Genomic DNA, 18,583 nt, shown 5'->3' with positions numbered 1-18,583 from the left:
GTGCTGAAAATATTATTTTTGCTCTAAAAGCTTTAAGATTAAATGGCAGCCGTATTTAGCGCCGCGTTTTCTGATCCCCGTTCTGGAGCCCGCAAAGTGAAACTCGTGAACCTCTTCTTTACCATTTGCGGAAATGCCGATAAACACATGCCCAGGCTCATGCCCTTCTTGAGCATCAGGTCCTGCTACACCAGTAAAGCTAATGCCGATATCGCTGCCAGTGAGTTTTTGAACACCCTTAGCCAGTTCGGATGCGCACTCCTTGCTGACCGCCCCAAAACGATCTAATGTTTCCTTCTTGACACCAAGCACATTCTGCTTCACGTCGTTTGTATAGCAAACAACGCCCCCGGCAAATAATTTTGAGGCACCGCTATGATCCGTCAGCCATTCAGAAAACAGCCCTCCGGTAAAGCTTTCTGCCGCAGAAATTGTTATGCCTTTTTCCTTACATGCTATAGATAGCTCTTTTACAAGAGAAGTATCATCGTAACCATAGAAAAATTCACCGACACGCTCTAAGATAACGGCCTCTGTTTCTTTTAACAGACGCTCTGTTTCCTTTTCATCGGCGTGTTTGGCTGTCAGACGCAGCGTCACCTCTCCATCAGCCGCCAAAGGCGCAATTGTCGGATTGGTTTGTGCATCAATAATATCTTCCAAATCGGCTTCAAGCTGAGATTCACCGATACCGAAAAAGCGAAGAACAGTTGACACAATTTTTTCATTTGAACCCATCTTTTTCAGCAGAAGAGGCTTTGCCTCGTTTTCAAACATTGGACGCAATTCGCTCGGCGGTCCAGGAAGAAGCATATAATAGCGCGATTCATGCTCTGTGAGCATTCCCGGGGCCATTCCAAAGTGATTCGCCAGCACGTCAGAGCCTTCGATCACAAGCGCCTGTTTTCGGTTATTAGGTGACATCGTGCGTTTTGTTCGTTTGAAATAGTCCTCAATGGATTGGAATGCCTCATCATTTAACACAAGCGGACGTCCCAGCGTATTTGCAATCGTTTCTTTCGTCAGATCATCTTTTGTGGGTCCAAGCCCTCCTGAAAAAATAATGAAGTCAGAGCGTTCTTCAGCAATGCGGATGACCTGCTTCAGCCGCTCCGGGTTATCTCCGACCGCTGTATGATAAAATACGTTGACCCCGATTTCAGCGAGCTGTTTGCTGATAAATTGAGCATTTGTATTGGCGATTTGACCAAGCAGCAACTCTGAACCGACTGCAATTATTTCTGCTTTTTTTGGAAATTCCATGACGAAGTCCTTCTTTCTTAGTTAGATGTTTTTAACGCTTCCCAATTTTTAGAGAAATATTCCCAGCCTGAGACGACAGTAAAGAAGACGGCTACCCACAGCGCCAAGTCTGCAAACGGGAATGACACAAGTTCAAATGGAAGATTATGAAGAAGCAATGCAGATACCGCAATAATCTGTGCCCAGGTTTTGATTTTACCAAGCATGTTAGCAGCTACGACTTCTCCTGTTCCGGCTAAGACAAGCCTTAAACCTGTCACGGCAAACTCCCTGCTGATAATCACAATGACCATCCAAGCTGGAGCGAGATCAAATTGAACAAGGATAATTAACGCTGCGGATACGAGCAGTTTGTCCGCAAGCGGATCAAGAAATTTCCCGAAGTTTGTTACGAGATTTAATTTTCGGGCATAATACCCGTCCACCCAGTCTGTTGTAGATGCAATAATAAATAGAATGGCCCCCGCCAAATGTGCGACCGGGATGGATTCGTCTCCAACTTCGAGCCTGCCCCAGTCAAACGGCGCCAGCATGATAATCATGAAGATTGGGATTAATGCGATTCTAGCTAGTGTGATTTTATTTGGTAAGTTAAACATAAAGCCCCTCCAATTTCATACTCGGACGTGAAGAAAAGTCATCTGGTAATTAAGATGACTTTTCTTCCTTTTTATTTACAATCTTTATGGTTTGTGCCATCACTTTTTTCGGATCAAGTTCATATGAAAGAACCTTACCGTTGATTTTTATTTTCAGATTAGGTGCATATCCGGTGCGGATATCAACTTGTTTCTGATCAGTTATGTCTTTTTTATAGGTTTCGTCTTTTTTCAGCGTTCCTTCTTTTAAAGAGCTGCTGTTTTCATCGCGCACTCTAATCCAGGAGCTGTCTGATGCCTTCAGTTCCAGCTCGATTTTATCAGCGCCGGACACTTCATAAGTCGTTAACGATCCTTCAGTGCCAGCAGCTTTAATCTCCAGCTTCTCACTGTCATTTTCTTTTTTCTTATCTTCGTTTTCTTTCGTTTCTTTTTTAGTGTCTGTCTCTTTTTCAGAGCTGTTATTTTGATTCTCTTTCAGCGTTGAATCTTTAGGGATTTCGTACTTGCTCTCACTTTGCGTAATTGCTTTTTCTGATGCCGCATTGTGATCATCACTGTTTTTGTGATTGGCAAATTGAATGATCGCGTACACAATGGCAATCACGACAATCACGCCGAGAATAACAAGTATTGTTGGCAGCAGCTCCAGCGCCTTAGATGCTGGCTTTGGCATTTCCTTTTGAAGATTCATGCCGGAGATCTTTTCAGACACATCATCATGATACGTATTAGGGATATCTTTTTTATGCTCCTCAAACAGCTGATCCGCATCAAGCCCAACGGCTTCTGCATATTGCTTGATGAATGCCCGAACATAAAACTTCCCCGGAATAATGTCATAGTTTCCTTCCTCCAAGGCGGTTAAATACCTTTTTTGAATCTTTGTTGCCGCTTGGAGATCATCCAATGACATTGCTTTTTCCTCTCTGGCTTCTTTGAGCCGGATTCCTAGTTCAGTCACAACAAACACCTTCCAATTTTAAAAATCAAAGCTTGAAAACCCGGATTGATCAAACATTTGGGGTTCCTCGGCATGTTCATATGTAATAACCTCATCAGGGTCATTTCTCAGTTCAATAATATAATCAAAGTCATCTAGTGTATACTCTGTATTTTGAACGAATATGTCCGGATGCTCCACCACTTTTGTTGCAGGCAGCCGCATGATTTCTCGGACCAGCTGGAGATGGCGTTCTGACCCTCTTCGTGTTGACACAATTCCGTCAACGATAAAGACATTTTCAGTGCTGTATTCATCGGCAATCAGCTGGCTTCTTATCGTCTGCTTCAGCAAGGTTGATGACACAAACAGCCACCTTTTGCTCGCACACACTAGAGGCTACAATCGATTCCGTTTTCCCGACACGCGGCATACCTCTGATTCCGATTAATTTATGGCCTTCTTTTTTGAACAATTCGGCCATAAAATCGACTAATAAGCCAAGCTCGTCCCGTTCAAAGCGGAACGTTTTCTTGTCATCGGCATCCCGTTGAATATAACGGCCGTGGCGTACGGCAAGACGGTCGCGAAGCCTCGGTTCTCTAAGCTTCGTTACTTTAATTGTTTCCATCGTTTTTAAGATTGATTCTAATCGTTTAATTTGATCTATATGGCGGCACCTGAGGAGCATTCCCCTTCTGGAAAGATCGACGCCGTTTATCGTTACGATGTTGATAGAAAGCATCCCAAGAAGAGATGAAATATCCCCGAGCAGTCCGGGGCGGTTCACTTGAATTTCATATTCAAAATACCATTCGAGCTTTGCCAAATGATATACCCCCTTCATTGTGGCAAAATTTTACCTTCCTTTATCATAAAGCATTTTTCTCTAATTAGAAAGAAGAATGTTGCTGTGATGAGGAAAACATAAAAAAGAGAGGAAAAATCCCCTCTCTTCCTAGTGAGTGCTGTTATTTTCAACAAGCTTAACCATCATATTGGCAATGGCGTGCTGTTCATCTTTTGATGCTACACTCCAAAGATCTGCCAGCACTTTTTCCTGCTCGTTCTTAGATTCCACTTCATTAGCCAAGTAGCTGCCGATTTCTGTCGCAAGATCTGTAATCGTATCCTGGCTCATACCTTTATCTTGCGCATAGTTCAGACGGTCGCCAAGGAAGTTTTTCCAGCTATCCCAGTTTTCTAATACTGACATGCTTGTTTCCTCCATTTCATGTGAAGTTACAAGATTATTGTGTCCTTCGCAAAAGAAACTATACACCGAATATTTTCGGATCAGCAGTGCCAGCCGCCATTCACCGACAGAATTTGGCCGGTGATATATGACGCTTTTTCAGACAGGAGAAAAGCTGTTGCATCCGCAATTTCTTGCGGCCGGGCCAGCCGGCCGATCGGAATCTCATCAGCGATCTCTTCTTTTTCAGCCGGGGTAAATTGATTCATCATATTTGTATCAACTGCACCCGGCGCTACGGCGTTTACTCTGATTCCGCTTGGCGCCAGCTCCTTAGCCAATCCTTTTACAAATGAATGCTGAGCTCCTTTTGCCATGCTGTACAACACTTCACAGGATGCTCCAGTCTCTCCCCAAATCGAGCTGACAGCCACAATCGCTCCCGATTTATTCCGAATCATGCCTGGCAGAAGGTTTCTCGTCAGCATATACGGACTCGCCACATGAAGCTGAACCATTTCCTGGACCGTTGCGTTATCTACATCCGTAATCAGCCCAAAATGGCTTCGTCCGCTGTTTAAAACAATCGCATCAATCGGCTGAACAATTGAACTTGTCAGCTTATCTGCTCCATCTTGCGCGGACAGGTCAGCTTGTAATATCTCCGCATTTACGCCAAACATCTGACTTAGTTTTTCAGCAAGCTCCGCTGCCGCGTTTTGATTTGTATTGTAATGCAGCAGCAGATTGTATCCTCTAGCTGCAAGGGTTTCGCTGATGCTTTTGCCAATGCCGCCGCTTGCTCCGGTGATTAGTGCTGTTTTGTTCATCCTCTTTCCTTCTTTCCGCAGAAAAACACCCCTCACACTGGAGGGATGTTTTGTTTATGATTTAGGAACAACCTTGCAGACAGTCAGTCTGTCTGCAGCGATTTCCTCTTGTATTACGTTCTGGACATCCTCGAGGGTAATCTGCTCGAGTACCGTTACAACATCAAACAGGCTCATATCCAAGAACGCATAACGGGTAAATTGATTGGCGATGTATTCAGGGGAATTCAGCGCTTTTAAGAATGTGCCGATCTTTTTCTTTCTGGCAAGTTCAATCTTTTCAGCAGTAATCAGTTCACCGGCGCGCAAAAGCATGCTTGAAATGTCTTCAGCCAATTGATCAGGCTCAGGCGTATCTCCGCCGATCGCCGCAAAACCGAACCCATATTCAGCAGTAAAATCAAAGCTGAACGTTTCGTCAATATATCCTTTTTCATAAAGTGATTCATACTGGGCAGAGCTTTTGCCAAAAAGAGCTTCAAGCAATAAGTTCATTGAAAGTTCATGCTTTAAGAGCTCTTTGCCTAATTTAAACGGATTTTTGGATTTCAGCCCAACAAGGCATTTCGGTCCCTGCACGTTCATTTTGATCTCTTTTTCTTTTCGGAAAACCGCTTCTTGCTCTTTCACTTCTTCTCGTTTGATCTCCGGCTGATCAGTATACGGCTTTTTCCCCTGGTTTTCTCTTACCTGAGAAATAATCGCTTCAGGATCTACAGGGCCGACAATGAAAAGGAGCATGTTACTCGGGTGATAAAACGTTTCATAGCATTCATAAAGAAGGTCTTTTGTAATATGTGAAATGCTTTCCACTGTTCCCGCTATGTCAATTCTGACAGGATGCTCTTTGTACATGTTTTCAATGACCCCGAAGTAAAGCCTCCAATCAGGGTTATCGTCGTACATATTAATCTCCTGCCCGATAATCCCTTTTTCCTTTTCAACCGTTTTTTCAGTAAAATATGGGTCCTGTACGAAATCGATAAGCGTCTCTAAATTGCGTTCAACATTTGATGTGCTTGAGAAAAGGTAAGCCGTTCTTGTAAATGACGTAAACGCATTGGCAGAAGCCCCCTGTTTGCTGAAATCTTGAAAAACGTCTCCGTCCGCTTTCTCAAACAGCTTGTGCTCAAGAAAGTGAGCAATCCCGTCCGGCACGTGAACCATCTCGTTTTTACCTAAAGGGACAAACCGGTTATCTATCGAGCCGTACTTTGTTGTAAAGACCGCATATGTCTTGTTGAAGCCTTTTTTCGGCAAAACGTAAACATCAAGGCCGTTGGACATTTTTTCATGATACAGCGTCTCCTGAAGCTGTTCATATTCGATTGGTTTGATCAAGATGCACCCTCCGTCCCTTTTAAGAAATAAGTCGTATCAAGCTGAATCTTTTCGCCGGCTTTAATGATATCCTCTTTTGTGACATTCTCAATATTGGCAAGAAAGTCTTCGATAGGAATCTCGACTTGAGCAGCGGCCTGCTGATATAAAAACTCAGATAAACCGTATGCTGTATCAATCGTTTCCAGCACTTGATTTCGAATAACGGCCTTTGTCTGTGCTATATCCTGCTCACTGAAATCGCCATTTTTCATTGCCTGGAATTGCTCAGCAATAATCGAAACCGCCTGTTCAAAATTTTTCACTTCAATGCCTGACATCACCATTAACAAGCCTTTAAAACTTTCTATACGCGAAGCCGCGTAGTAAGCAAGACTGGCTTTTTCCCGAACATTAATGAAAAGTTTAGAATGAGAGAATCCGCCGAACAATCCGTTAAACACTTGTAAAGCAGGATAATCCTGATCTGTATAAGTGATGCTGGTGCGGTAGCCGATATTCAGTTTTCCTTGCTTGACATCCTCTTCATCAATTACTTCTTTTGGCTGAACTTTTTCATCAGCGTGATTGTTTTCAATCATGCCAAGAGTGCGCTCTTCTGTTTTGAAATACTTATCAATTGCCGATTGTACCTGGTTACTGTCCACGTCGCCAACAACATATAGATCAAGCTGGTCTTTTTGGATAGCGCTTTGGTATGTTTCGTATAATTGCTCTGCCGTAATGTCATCGACATCGTCGATTTCACCATTGACATGAAGCGCGTAAGGATCATTTTTGCACATTTCCTGTATCAGCCTTAAATTCGAATAACGCATTTTATCATCATAGACGGCTTGGATTCTTTGCTTAAGCGTCCGTTTTTCTTGAGCCACATATTGTGACTGAAAAGCGTCTCCCTCCAAAGCAGGTGAAAAGACGAGTTCTGCGAGAAGCTGGAGCCCTTTCTCGAGAAGCGGCGTTTGGTCTTTTAAATATTTTTCATTCGGGATTTCAAGCCTGAACGTAATGACATGCCGCTCTCCTTTTTTCGTAAGATCAGCCGATACTGACGTGCCGTACAGCTCATCCAAGTATGAACGCAATCCTGCGGTTTTCGGATGGCTTTTCGTTCCGCGAAGAAGCACATGCGGGAGAAGCGCTCTTTTGGTGACTTGATCCTTTGTCAGCGGCGCAAGCATCTTAAAAATAAGCGAGACGGTTTTGAATTTTTCTGTTTTTACAATGTGTGCGGTTAAACCGCCGTGCTTTGATTTGAGTTCATTAACATATGACATATGGAACCTCCTTCGTTCATTTCTTAATTAGTATGTATTATGACCAATTTTCAGCATCCGCAGAAACACTCTTTCATGTAATTATAGCAACTGTAGGATTTATAAGGAAACAATAACCTCCGCATGCTGTATAGGTACAGTTGTAAACTGTGCAAGAAAGCGCAAAAAAAGACGGCTGGCTAGACCGTCCCTAAGTTTTTTTCTTCTTCACTTTTTTTAGCATCTACAGTAAAGAGCACTAAAAATAAAGAAACGATGCTGCAAAACGCCGAGAGTATGAAAATAATCCAGTTTGCATTAGACATTAATGCAGCAAAAACAGGTGGACCGAGAGCTACTCCTATAAAGCGCATGCTATTGTAAAAGGAGGAAATGGTTCCGCATTGTTCACTTTCAATCCCTTCGGTTATCAATGCATCTAAAGCAGGAAGAGCCATTCCAATCCCAATCCCGCCAAAGCTTAAAAAGACAAATAAAAAATAAAAACTGTGGTTCCACCACAAGGCAATAAACGAAAGGGTTAACAGAATCATTCCTGTAACAACGCAAAATTTCATTCGGCCTTTATCTTTACCGATCTTTTTGCCAGCTATAAAAGAACTGGTTGACAAAAACAAAAGTGGGATTGCCAGTAATCCGCCTTTAGCTACTCCGTCAATAGCATACTTGTTCTCCAGCGTATCTGATAAATAAAATAATACGCCAAATAACAAAAACATAATGACACACCCGATAATGAAGACCGTATAAAGCCAGCGACCATCCTGTTTAAAAATTTTCTTCACACTCTTAATAAACTCAGAAACAGCAGGCGCATCTTCATCTTCTTCAGGCTTGGCCACCAAAAACAATACGAGCAAAAAGCTGATCAAACAGAAAAACGGAATAAACCAAAACGGTACAAACCAATACCAAGAAGCCAGTAAGGCTCCAAGTATGGGACTCAGTACCTTCCCTGACGTGTTGGCGGTTTCAATATCGCCAAGACCCGCGCTGACCTTTTCATCGTCTCCTTTAAACAGGTCGCCGATAAACGGCATGACAATCGGAGCGGCACCTGCAGAACCAATGCCTTGAAGAACCCGCCCCGCCAAGATCATAGCATAAGGATTTTTCATATAGGTCGAGGCAAAAGCAGCTACGGCTCCCCCCAATCCTGCAATGAGGAGGCATGGAAGCAATATTTTTTTTCTCCCGAAACGATCCGACAAATATCCGGCAATCGGAATGCAAATAATTGCTACTACTGAATATACAGTAATGATTAAAGATACTTGAAATGAAGTCACAGACAGCTTTTTCTCCATCATCGGAAGAACAGGAATCAGCATGGAGTTCCCGAGTGTCATCACAAGCGGGACAGAAGACAATGCAATAATATTTTTCATTCCATTTTTCTCTCTCAACATTTTCACCCATTCACTTTCTTGTCATCCCTTATATATTGCGTTAACCGGAATGAAAGTATGTACAAAGAAACATGAATCAGTGCAAATAAAAAAACAGACACATACAGGCGTCCGTTTTTAGAATCGTTTACGCAAAACATGAAATCTGAATTTATCCGCTCTAAAATAATTTAAAGAATAAAGCACCGGTTTATCGTGCTGATCGTAATGGGTTTGTTTTAACAGCAAAAGAGCTGTTTCCGGATCGCATTCAAGCACTGGAGAAATGGTATCGTGATAGCCGATCGGTTCTATATCAGTTACTGCATAGCTGATTACGGAGCCTGAATTTTTCTCTAGCAGGTCAAACATAGATTCTTGCTGATGAGAAAAAGAATTCGGCAAAATATTCATCGGAATTTTGTCTATACAATACACAATCGGCTGTCCGTCAGCTGTCCTGACTCGTTCAAGGTAAAAAAGTTCTTGCCCTTCTGCCAAGTGAAATCTCTTCGTATCATCTTCAGACGGCATAAGCACTTGTGATGATAGAAAAATCGTGCCAGGGGTCATATTCGCCTGTTCTATCATCTTGGTTACACTGTTCAGCTGTTCAATACCCGAAAGAAATAACGGCTTAGAATGGACAAAAGTGCCTACACCATGCCTTCTGATAATCACATGCTCTTCTTCCAGTATCCGCAAGGCTTCTCTTAGCGTCGCTCTGCTGACACCAAGCTTTTTGGAAAGCTCAAATTCAGAAGGCAGCTTTTCCTTCTCAGTGTAGATCCCATTTTTTATATCCTCTTTAATTCGTTCAATTACTTTCAAATACAAGTGCCGATTATCAGCTTTTGTAGACATGTTTCCCCTCCGTAAACCACTTTCGATAAAAATTATTGAACAATTGGGACAACTATATCATGTTTTGTCGAAAAAATAAATAGAAAGGTGATCAGTTTACATAATATCATTATTGACAACTATAGAAAGCGGAACTCCCTTCATTAAGAAGAGAGCTCATCATATTTCTCTTTTGATAATAATACTTCCCTAGGTTTGCTGCCTTCATACGGTCCGACAACACCGCGTTCCTCCATTGCGTCAATCAGGCGCGCCGCTCTCGTATAGCCAATTCTGAATCTTCTTTGCAGCATTGAAACAGATGCCGTCTGCATGCCGACGATTAATTCAACAGCTTCATCATAAAGTTCATCAGTAACCTCGGAATGAGTTTCCGTCGTCTCCTCAGGAATCATTTCTTCTTGATATTGCGCTTTCTGCTGAGTAATCACATGGTCGACGACCTTCTCCACTTCGTCATCCGACAAAAATGCTCCCTGCACACGGACAGGTTTGTTAGCCCCTACAGGTAAAAACAGCATATCGCCGCGGCCAAGAAGCTTCTCAGCGCCACCCATGTCAAGAATGGTCCTTGAATCCGTCTGTGAAGATACGCTGAACGCGATTCGTGACGGAATGTTCGCTTTGATCACCCCTGTGATAACATCCACCGATGGCCGCTGTGTCGCAATAATAAGATGGATGCCGGCAGCCCGCGCCATTTGGGACAATCTCGTAATCGAATCTTCCACATCAGATGAAGCGACCATCATGAGATCGGCTAGCTCGTCCACAATGACAACAATATAAGGCAGCTCTGGCTGTTTCGCTCCTTCTTCATTGTTGGCGCGTTTTATATAATCATTGTATCCTTCAATATTTCTTGTACCCGTATGAGAAAATAATTCGTACCGCCGCTCCATTTCATTGACAACCTTTTTCAAAGCCTGCGACGCTTTTTTCGGATCGGTTACAACAGGAGCAAGCAAATGCGGAATCCCGTTGTAGACATTTAGCTCTACCATTTTAGGATCGATCATCATCATTTTCACTTCATGCGGTTTCGCCCGCATTAAAATACTTGTAATAATGCCGTTGACACAGACACTTTTCCCGCTACCGGTTGCGCCTGCGACCAAAAGGTGGGGCATCTTGTTTAACTCAGCCAATACAGCTTCACCTGAAATATTGCGGCCGAGTCCAATTAACAGCTTCGCATCCGGTCTGTCATTCAATTTAGACTCCAGCACTTCTTTCAGCGAAACCATTGCCACTTCTGCGTTTGGAACTTCAATTCCGATTGCTGATTTGCCTGGTATAGGCGCTTCGATCCTGATATCCTTCGCAGCAAGCGCAAGCGCTAAATCATCGCTTAAATTGACAATTTTGCTAACCTTCACTCCGACATCAGGATATACTTCATATTTTGTTACGGCCGGTCCGAGATGAACCTGTGTGACTTTCGCCTTTACGCCAAAGCTTTGGAATGTGCGTTCAAGCTTTCTCGCATTTTCATAAATATTCTTTTTATCAGCCTGCTGGCCGGTATGCTTCGGATCTGCCAGCAAATCCAGTGACGGCATCTCGTAATCCTTATTTTCGAGCTCTGTAAAGGTCATAGGAGGAGCAGAAACAGTTTCCTGATCACCTGTCTCCGGTTGGATGTCCTGAAGCGGCTTCGACACAGGTTCGGCGCGCTTTTCTATAACTGGAGACTCTTCCTCTTCATTACGATCAGAAAAGCTTGAGATAATCGGCTCTGAATGAATAAGAGGCGATACTGTTTCATAATCCCCCTCTTCATCAGGAGGCTCCGGTTCCATTTGCTGTTTTTTGCGGGCCGGTTTTTGTTTTTTGCTCGGCGCTTTCGTTTTTTTCGATGACTGCATATTTGATTTGAAGGATTTCATGTCATCAATAAATGCTAACCATTGTTCTTTTATAAAACGTCCAATCGGGCTCATCCACTTTTTTAGCGTTTCTTGCAGCGAGCGTCCTGTTACTAAAATCATTCCGATCAAAATCATGACAATTGCCATGATCTGAGAACCAGTCGACGCAAACAAAAAGTGTGAAGCCGCAAACAGCAGCGCACCGATCATCCCTCCGCCTAAATCAGGTGAAGCAGAGCTGCCATTCATGTCCATTAAAAACAATTCCCACGTATTGCGCACCACGCTTGCAGACTCAATAGACCCTTTGTGCGTCAAATTTTTAAATAGCTGCACGTGAGAAAGCAGCAATATGCTTGCGATAATACAGTACAACCCGGCCTTTCGTCTCGTTAAAAGGCTTGGGGTTTTTTTCTTCCAAAACAGTGAGACTCCTAACACCAATAAACCTAACAAGCATAAAATAAACCACTCTCCAGCAAAAAAGCGGAACAAATAGATAAACGTTTGCCCGACTACCCCCAGCTGCAAGATTGCGATAATTGAAATGGCTATACACAGCAATCCGTTGAGCTCGTATTTTATATTGAGCTGTTTCGCCTGTTTTTTTCTTGATTTTCGTTTTTTCTTTGCCACACTCATCACCTTACTGCGTTAAAAAATGTAAGTTCATACATAATGAAGAAAGCAGCCGTTTACAGGCTGCGTTTTTTCTGTAGGATTCCCCTATTATAGCATATTTTGCCCTTAAAAAAGGGTTGGATTCTTATACGTTTAATTTCAGCTTTTGTCCCGGTGAAATGTCCGGATGCAGAAAATGCATTGGATTGGTGCTCATGATTTGAATGACTTCCGCTTCATTCCCTTTCATTTCGACTAGAAGCGGTACACCTTTATATTCAATTTGCTCATGTGCGCTTGTCTCTTGGTTCTGTTCTGCAAACACAATTTCCTGAGGCATCACGGTATAAAGAATCATTGAATCATCCGTCCTTCTTCTTTCCTTGCTTCATCGATGAGCTCATTCAGTTTATTGATTGCCTGTCCGACACCGCCTGCGTGATCGATCAATCCGTATTTAACTGCATCCTTACCGACTACATTTGTTCCGATATCGCGTGTTAAGTTTCCTTTTGAAAACATTAGCTCTTTAAACTTCTCTTCGGTTATATTGGAATGGCTTGTCACAAATTTAACAACTCTTTCTTGCATCTTATCCAGGTATTCAAACGTTTGCGGCACCCCGATGACCAGCCCGGTGAGCCTAACTGGATGAATCGTCATCGTTGCTGTTTCGGCGATATAGCTGTAATCACAGGATACAGCAATCGGAACGCCGATTGAATGCCCCCCGCCAAGCACGATAGAAACGGTCGGTTTCGATAAAGATGCAAGCATTTCCGCTATGGCAAGACCAGCTTCAACATCTCCTCCGACAGTATTTAATATGATCAGCAAGCCTTCAATTTTGGGATTTTGTTCAATTGCCACAATCTGCGGGATGACATGTTCATATTTTGTTGTTTTGTTTTGCGGAGGAAGCTGAACATGGCCTTCAATTTGTCCGATAATGGTCAGACAATGAATATTTGTATCTTGGGGCAGCTGCGGAAGCGTCGTTTCACCAAGCTGCTGTATTTTATTCATAATGCTGTCCTTCGCATCATTTTTTTCAGGACGCTCTTCTTCTGTGTTTTCCATACGATGATCCATCTCGCTTTCATCCTTTCCGAGTTTCTCTTTGTATTATGAACAAAGATACTTCATTCAATCCCGGCTTGAAGGACAAAAAATAAAGACCGGAGCAGCTCCGGTCTTTAGTCAGTCATTATACTTCCATAATAATTGGGATGATCATCGGTTTACGTTTCGTTTTTTCATAAAGGAATTGGTTCAAAGCATCCCGCATTGCCTGCTTCAGCGTTGACCATTCGACATTTGATGTTTCAGTCGCTTCTGTCACGATGGACCGTACAAGCTCAGTAGCCTGTACGATAAGACCTTCAGACTCTCTTACATAAACAAAGCCGCGAGTGATAATTTCTGGTCCTGATACAAGATGTTTCTTTTGTTTATCAAGTGTAATGACAACGATTAAAATTCCGTCCTGTGAAAGCAAGCGGCGGTCTCTCAATACGATATTGCCGATATCACCGACACCTAAACCATCAATTAAAATATTGCCGTAAGGAACTTTATCCCCAATTTTTACGTTTTGGCCGCGGAATTCAACGACGTCGCCTTTTTCAATTAAGAAGATGTCACTGCGCTTCATGCCGGTTTCTTCAGCGATTTTTGAATGAGCTTTTTGCATTCTGTATTCGCCGTTTACAGGAATCAAATATTTTGGTTTAAGCAGGTTGATCATCAGCTTTAACTCTTCTTGTGAGCCGTGGCCTGATACATGAACACGCTTTTGGGCAAAGATGACTTGTGCACCGGCTCTCGCAAGAAGATCTACTGTTTTAGAGTAAATGAGTTCCTGCCCGGGAATCGGAGTTGACGCAATGACCACCGTATCCCCTTCTTCAATGTTCAGCTGTTTGTGAGCTTTGTTTGCCATTCTTGTCAAAGCAGCTAATGGTTCACCTTGGCTTCCGGCTGTAATAATGGCCACTTCGCGCTTCGGATATTTTTTGACATCCTGTACAGAAATAAACAATTCATCATCTGCTTCAATATATCCTAACTTTCTCGCCAGCTGCAGGACAGATTGAAGATTTTTTCCGGCTACGGCAATCTTTCTGCCATTTTGAGCCGCTGCATGAATGACTTGCTGAATCCGGTTAATATTGGATGCGAAAACAGCAATAATCACCCGGTTCTGTGAATTATACAGCGCATCCGAAATTTCTCCGCTGACAGCCGCTTCCGAAGGGGTGTAACCCGGCCGTTCCGCATTTGCACTGTCAGAAAGCAGAGCGAGCACGCCGCTATTGCCGATCTTGGCGATCTCGCCAATGTCGCACGTCTGATTAAGTGCAGGTGTTTGGTCAAATTTGAAGTCTCCCGTGCATACAATAGATCCAAGTGATGTTTTAAAGCTCACACCTACAGAATCAGGAATGCTGTGAATCGTTCTAAAGAACGATACCTTTGTTGATTCAAATGTAATGACAGATTTGGAGTGAATTTCTCTTAAATCAGTTTTTCGGTTATGTCCGTATTGTTTTAATTTCTCTCTTAACAGTGCAAGCGTCAGTTTTGTTCCGTACACTGGAACGGACAGCTTGTTTAATAAGTAAAAAACGCCGCCGATATTTTCATCGTGCCCGTGCGTTAAAAAGATTGCCTTGACGCGGTCAGCCCGTTCAATCAAATATGATATGTCAGGAATCACTACATCAATACCGAGCATTTCGTTTTCTGGATGCATAAGGCCGGCATCAACGACAAATATGTCTGAGTCAATTTCAATGACATAAAGGTTCTTCCCAATCTCTCCGACACCGCCAAGGGCGATAATTCTAACGTTTTCTGTATTTTTCTTTTTCAAAATCTATATCCTCCTAGTCTCATACCCGTCCATCATCACTTGTTCCTATTATAACTGAAAGTAAATTTAGAAAACAAGATAAAGCAGAAGGTTTAGGGAAAACCAATATGTAAAAGAAACGGTCAAACTCAGCTGAATGTGAGAATGACCGCGTTTGTTTCACTGTATGAAATTTTCTTACAGTTCGCTGATCGTGCTGCTTAAGCTCAGACGTTCATCCTCAGTTAATGGGACTAGAGGCAGACGCACAGAACCGACATCAAGACCTCTCAGCTGAAGCGCTGTTTTGACTGGAGCAGGATTAGGCGCTTTAAACAGTTCCTTCATAATCGGCAGCAGTTTCTGATGAATCAGTGCCGCATTAGCTGTTTGCCCATTCGTATAATTTTTGATCATTTGCTGCATATCAGTGCCTGCAATATGGCTCGCCACTGACACAACTCCTCTACCTCCAACTGAAAGAATTGGAAGCGTTAGAGCATCATCCCCTGAATAGACATAGAAGTCTTCAGGTGTTTCAGCAATAATTTTTGTAATCGCTTCGAGGTCTCCGCTCGCTTCTTTAATCGCAACCACATTCGGAATGTCTGCCGCCAAACGGATCGTCGTTTCAGGAGCAAGAGAAGCAACCGTACGGCCAGGAACATTATAGAGCATAACCGGAAGAGATGTCTCTGCCGCAATTGCTTTAAAATGCTGGTACATTCCTTCTTGAGAAGGTTTATTGTAATACGGGGTAACAAGCATAACAGCGTCCACGCCCGCTTCCTCAGCTTTTTTTGTCAGCTTAATGGAATCTTTCGTGTTGTTGCTCCCAGTACCAGCGATAACGGGCACCCGTCCGTTTACTTCTTTTACCGTATATTCAAAAAGCGCAATTTTTTCTTCAGTTGAAAGGGTCGGAGATTCTCCAGTTGTTCCCGCTACTACTAAAGAATCCGTTCCGTTTTTCAACAAGTAATCAATCAGTGTAGACAGTTTTTGAAAGTCTACGTTCCCTTTATTGTCAAAGGGTGTAATCATCGCTGTAGACACATTTCCGAAATTCATTTTATTCACCTCATCATGATTCAATCACATTTACTTCGAAAGTTCAAACACTTCATGCAAAGCGTTTACAGCAGGAACCATATCCGCTTCATGGACGAGCACCCATATCGTCGTATGGCTGTCAGCCGACTGAAGGATCGGAATTTCTTTTTCTGAAAGAGCCGATACAATTTTGGACGTAACACCGGGAACACCCATAATGCCCGCGCCGACCGCCGATACCTTCGCGCAGTTTCTCGTCACCATTGGATCATAGCCCATATCCATTAAAATACGCTGAGCTGTTTCTGTTTTATTTCCGGCTACCGTATAGACGATTTCACTAGGTGTAATGTTAAAGAAATCGACACTGATTCCAGCGTTTGCCATAGCCTTGAACACTTCAGTCTGAACGTTATACTGGCCGATTTTCGCAGGCACTTTGAACTGCGTGACATCTTTGACATGGGCGATTCCCGTAATCAGCCTTTCAAAAACATCACTGCCGACCTTGGAAGAGTGATGTGATGTCACCAATGTGCCTTTATCATTCGAATAAGTCGAACGGACGCGGATCGGAACCTTGGCCTGCATTGCGATTTCCACAGCACGCGGAGAAATGACCTTGGCCCCCTGATACGCCAGGTTGCAGATTTCCGTATACGTCACAACAGGAAGCGGTTTTGCATTTTCTACCACTCTTGGGTCAGCAGTCATCACGCCTTCTACATCGGTGAAAATATCGATGTATTCCGCATCAACAGCTGCTCCGAGTGCGGCTGCAGACGTATCGCTGCCCCCTCTGCCGATTGTTGTTGTATCACCCTTTTCAGTTGCGCCCTGGAAGCCTGCGACGACTACCGCATCATGATTGGCGAGCACACTGAATAAACGCTCCGGTTTCATTTCAATGATTTTCGCATTAGTATGCTGATCATTCGTTAAAAAGCCAGCCTGAGCCCCTGTCAGCGCAGCTGCTTTCACACCGTTATCAAGCAGCATGCTTGTAAAGACGACAGAGGAAATAGTCTCTCCGCAAGATAAAAGCAAATCCTGCTCCCTAGGAGAAATCGCTGACTGATCGCCGTAAAGCAGCCCGAGCAAAGAATCTGTTGCATACGGGTCCCCTTTTCGGCCCATCGCTGAAACGACAACGACAACCTTATATCCTTCACTGATTGCTTCTTTAATATGCCCTAAAGCCAGTTTGCGGCCTTTATCATCTTTTACTGATGTTCCGCCGAACTTTTGAACAATTATCTTCACTGTTTTCACTCCAAATTATTCGGACGTAACAGAAGAGAGCAGGCTGATAGCGCCTTACTCTCTTCTATTCGTCTTTAGAAAATTCTCTCTTTTATACGAGGTTTAGTTTTTTCAGGCTTTCTGCAATTTGAACAGAGTTCCATGCCGCGCCTTTTAATAGGTTATCAGAAACAACCCATAAATGAAAACCGTTTGCTCTGTCCAAGTCTTTGCGGATGCGGCCTACAAACACATCGTTTTTGCCGACAGCATCAGCAGGCATCGGATAAAGCTGCTGGCTTGGATCATCCTGAAGTGTCACGCCCGGAGCTTCTTTCAATAGATTTTTAATATCTTCAACTGTAGCGTCATCACGGTCTATTTCGATGTAGACGGACTCTGAGTGCCCAGTTTGGATTGGCAGTCTCACACATGTAGCCGCTACTTGAAGGTCAGGCATGTGCATGATTTTTTTCGTTTCATTTATCATTTTCATTTCCTCAAACGTATAGCCGTTATCTTGGAATTTATCGATTTGCGGAATCGCGTTGAAGGCGATTTGATAGTGTTTTTTGTCACCTTTTACAGGCATGATCTCAGGCTCTATTTCTTCTTTATTTAAAATCGCCTGTGTTTGGCTGTAAAGCTCTTTTACAGCTTCATTACCCGCTCCTGATACTGCCTGGTAAGTTGATACGATGACCTTGTTTAAGCCATATGCTTTGCGGATCGGTTCAAGTGCCGCAACCATTTGGATTGTAGAGCAGTTTGGATTGGCAATAATGCCGTTGTGTTCATGCAAGTCTGCCTCATTCACTTCTGGCACAACAAGCGGTGTATTTTCATCCATGCGGAACGCACTCGTATTATCTATAACAATAGCGCCGCGTTTTACAGCTTCTGGTGCCAATGCTTGTGATACGCTTCCGCCGGCGCTGAACAAAGCAATATTTACCCCTTCAAAGCTCTCAGGAGAAGCTTCCTGAACAGTCAGCTCTTGGCCTTTAAACGTGACTTTTGTCCCCGCAGAGCGTTTTGAAGATAGCAATGTAAGTGTGTCCATTTCAAAGTTTCTGTCTTCAAGTGTTTTAAGCATTTGTTGTCCCACAGCCCCTGTCGCTCCGACAACAGCTACGTGTAAACCTCTTCCCATCTGTAAAACTCCTTCCGCCAATCAGCTTCATTGAATTGATTTGACTATGATTTTACGTTTTATTTTACCATAGAATATGCGGGTGATGA

Annotated in this window: 16 protein-coding genes, 2 pseudogenes and 2 other annotated features; all 18 genes and pseudogenes read right to left on the bottom strand. The window is 43.3% G+C overall.

Features of this window, described 5'->3' with window-relative positions; genetic code table 11:
* Positions 1–12 precede the first annotated feature (12 nt).
* The 18 genes and pseudogenes from cinA to asd all read right to left on the bottom strand — a co-directional run bounded on the left by cinA (position 13) and on the right by asd (position 18,494).
* Positions 13–1,263, bottom strand: coding sequence for a competence-damage inducible regulator (gene cinA / locus BSU_16930; RefSeq protein NP_389575.2), 1,251 nt, complete (start codon positions 1,261–1,263; stop codon positions 13–15).
* 17 nt (positions 1,264–1,280) lie between these two features.
* On the bottom strand, positions 1,281–1,862 hold the full coding sequence (gene pgsA, locus BSU_16920; protein NP_389574.2) for a CDP-diacylglycerol-glycerol-3-phosphate 3-phosphatidyltransferase: 582 nt from the start codon (positions 1,860–1,862) through the stop codon (positions 1,281–1,283).
* Positions 1,863–1,911: 49 nt separating this feature from the next.
* Positions 1,912–2,778 (bottom strand): cell shape determination factor, encoded by an 867-nt coding sequence (gene rodZ / locus BSU_16910; protein ID NP_389573.3) that lies wholly within the window; start codon positions 2,776–2,778, stop codon positions 1,912–1,914.
* 66 nt (positions 2,779–2,844) lie between these two features.
* Positions 2,845–3,183 (bottom strand) — a sequence feature (Evidence 4: Unknown function but conserved in other organisms).
* Positions 2,845–3,183, bottom strand: a pseudogene (gene ymfKc / locus BSU_16900). It overlaps the preceding feature by 339 nt.
* Positions 3,182–3,634 (bottom strand) — a sequence feature (Evidence 4: Unknown function but conserved in other organisms). It overlaps the preceding pseudogene by 2 nt.
* Positions 3,182–3,634: pseudogene (ymfKn, locus tag BSU_16890) on the bottom strand. (Overlaps the previous feature by 453 nt.) The pseudogenes ymfKc and ymfKn overlap by 2 nt, the downstream one beginning before the upstream one ends.
* A 129-nt stretch (positions 3,635–3,763) precedes the next feature.
* Entirely contained in the window at positions 3,764–4,021 is a 258-nt protein-coding gene (gene ymfJ / locus BSU_16880; RefSeq protein ID NP_389570.1) for a putative enzyme, read from the bottom strand.
* Positions 4,022–4,101: 80 nt separating this feature from the next.
* Positions 4,102–4,830 (bottom strand): EF-P-5 aminopentanone reductase (EF-P repair enzyme), NADPH-dependent, encoded by a 729-nt coding sequence (gene efpI, locus BSU_16870; RefSeq protein NP_389569.2) that lies wholly within the window; start codon positions 4,828–4,830, stop codon positions 4,102–4,104.
* 54 nt (positions 4,831–4,884) lie between these two features.
* Complete coding sequence (gene ymfH, locus BSU_16860) at positions 4,885–6,171, bottom strand: putative processing protease (RefSeq protein ID NP_389568.2); 1,287 nt, start codon at positions 6,169–6,171, stop codon at positions 4,885–4,887.
* Positions 6,168–7,448 carry a putative metalloprotease gene (gene ymfF / locus BSU_16845; protein NP_389566.2) on the bottom strand — a complete coding sequence of 427 codons (1,281 nt, stop codon included), beginning with the start codon at positions 7,446–7,448 and terminating at the stop codon, positions 6,168–6,170. Before ymfF ends, ymfH begins: the two co-directional genes overlap by 4 nt.
* A 179-nt stretch (positions 7,449–7,627) precedes the next feature.
* Positions 7,628–8,836 carry a bacillibactin exporter gene (bcbE, locus tag BSU_16825; protein NP_389564.2) on the bottom strand — a complete coding sequence of 403 codons (1,209 nt, stop codon included), beginning with the start codon at positions 8,834–8,836 and terminating at the stop codon, positions 7,628–7,630.
* 138 nt (positions 8,837–8,974) lie between these two features.
* Positions 8,975–9,700 carry a putative transcriptional regulator (GntR family, possibly involved in biofilm formation) gene (ymfC, locus tag BSU_16810; RefSeq protein NP_389563.1) on the bottom strand — a complete coding sequence of 242 codons (726 nt, stop codon included), beginning with the start codon at positions 9,698–9,700 and terminating at the stop codon, positions 8,975–8,977.
* 143 nt (positions 9,701–9,843) lie between these two features.
* Complete coding sequence (spoIIIE, locus tag BSU_16800; protein NP_389562.3) at positions 9,844–12,207, bottom strand: spore DNA directional translocase (motor ATPase); 2,364 nt, start codon at positions 12,205–12,207, stop codon at positions 9,844–9,846.
* A gap of 130 nt (positions 12,208–12,337) precedes the next feature.
* A complete protein-coding gene (gene tepJ, locus BSU_16799) occupies positions 12,338–12,550 on the bottom strand; it encodes a modulator of TepA activity (spore outgrowth) (protein ID YP_003097729.1) in 213 nt (70 codons plus the stop codon).
* A complete protein-coding gene (tepA, locus tag BSU_16790; protein NP_389561.3) occupies positions 12,547–13,284 on the bottom strand; it encodes a protein export-enhancing protease (spore outgrowth) in 738 nt (245 codons plus the stop codon). Before tepA ends, tepJ begins: the two co-directional genes overlap by 4 nt.
* 115 nt (positions 13,285–13,399) lie before the next feature.
* The gene (gene rnjB / locus BSU_16780; protein NP_389560.2) at positions 13,400–15,067 is read right to left on the bottom strand and encodes a dual activity 5' exo-and endoribonuclease J2; all 1,668 of its coding nucleotides are present in this window, start codon (positions 15,065–15,067) and stop codon (positions 13,400–13,402) included.
* 177 nt (positions 15,068–15,244) lie between these two features.
* Positions 15,245–16,117: a 4-hydroxy-tetrahydrodipicolinate synthase gene (gene dapA, locus BSU_16770; RefSeq protein NP_389559.1), complete on the bottom strand. Its 873-nt coding sequence runs from the start codon at positions 16,115–16,117 to the stop codon at positions 15,245–15,247.
* A 30-nt stretch (positions 16,118–16,147) separates the two neighbouring features.
* Positions 16,148–17,362, bottom strand: coding sequence for an aspartokinase I (alpha and beta subunits) (dapG, locus tag BSU_16760; protein ID NP_389558.2), 1,215 nt, complete (start codon positions 17,360–17,362; stop codon positions 16,148–16,150).
* Between the two features lie 91 nt (positions 17,363–17,453).
* Positions 17,454–18,494 carry an aspartate-semialdehyde dehydrogenase gene (asd, locus tag BSU_16750; RefSeq protein ID NP_389557.1) on the bottom strand — a complete coding sequence of 347 codons (1,041 nt, stop codon included), beginning with the start codon at positions 18,492–18,494 and terminating at the stop codon, positions 17,454–17,456.
* Positions 18,495–18,583 lie beyond the last annotated feature (89 nt).

The organism is Bacillus subtilis subsp. subtilis str. 168, from assembly GCF_000009045.1.
In the GTDB taxonomy this organism is placed as follows: Bacteria; Bacillota; Bacilli; order Bacillales; family Bacillaceae; genus Bacillus; species Bacillus subtilis.
The sequence above is the reverse complement of the archived record's forward strand: the minus strand, read 5'-3'. Positions and strand labels throughout refer to the sequence as shown.

Excerpts from the sequence above, each read along its gene's own strand:
- bcbE (NP_389564.2), bottom strand. The coding sequence starts at position 8,836 with ATGAAAAATATTATTGCATTGTCTTCTGTCCCGCTTGTGATGACACTC.
- asd (NP_389557.1), bottom strand. The coding sequence starts at position 18,494 with ATGGGAAGAGGTTTACACGTAGCTGTTGTCGGAGCGACAGGGGCTGTG.
- ymfF (NP_389566.2), bottom strand. The coding sequence starts at position 7,448 with ATGTCATATGTTAATGAACTCAAATCAAAGCACGGCGGTTTAACCGCA.
- rodZ (NP_389573.3), bottom strand. The coding sequence starts at position 2,778 with ATGTCATTGGATGATCTCCAAGCGGCAACAAAGATTCAAAAAAGGTAT.
- tepA (NP_389561.3), bottom strand. The coding sequence starts at position 13,284 with ATGGATCATCGTATGGAAAACACAGAAGAAGAGCGTCCTGAAAAAAAT.
- efpI (NP_389569.2), bottom strand. The coding sequence starts at position 4,830 with ATGAACAAAACAGCACTAATCACCGGAGCAAGCGGCGGCATTGGCAAA.
- tepJ (YP_003097729.1), bottom strand. The coding sequence starts at position 12,550 with ATGATTCTTTATACCGTGATGCCTCAGGAAATTGTGTTTGCAGAACAG.
- dapA (NP_389559.1), bottom strand. The coding sequence starts at position 16,117 with ATGAATTTCGGAAATGTGTCTACAGCGATGATTACACCCTTTGACAAT.
- ymfJ (NP_389570.1), bottom strand. The coding sequence starts at position 4,021 with ATGTCAGTATTAGAAAACTGGGATAGCTGGAAAAACTTCCTTGGCGAC.
- cinA (NP_389575.2), bottom strand. The coding sequence starts at position 1,263 with ATGGAATTTCCAAAAAAAGCAGAAATAATTGCAGTCGGTTCAGAGTTG.
- pgsA (NP_389574.2), bottom strand. The coding sequence starts at position 1,862 with ATGTTTAACTTACCAAATAAAATCACACTAGCTAGAATCGCATTAATC.
- ymfC (NP_389563.1), bottom strand. The coding sequence starts at position 9,700 with ATGTCTACAAAAGCTGATAATCGGCACTTGTATTTGAAAGTAATTGAA.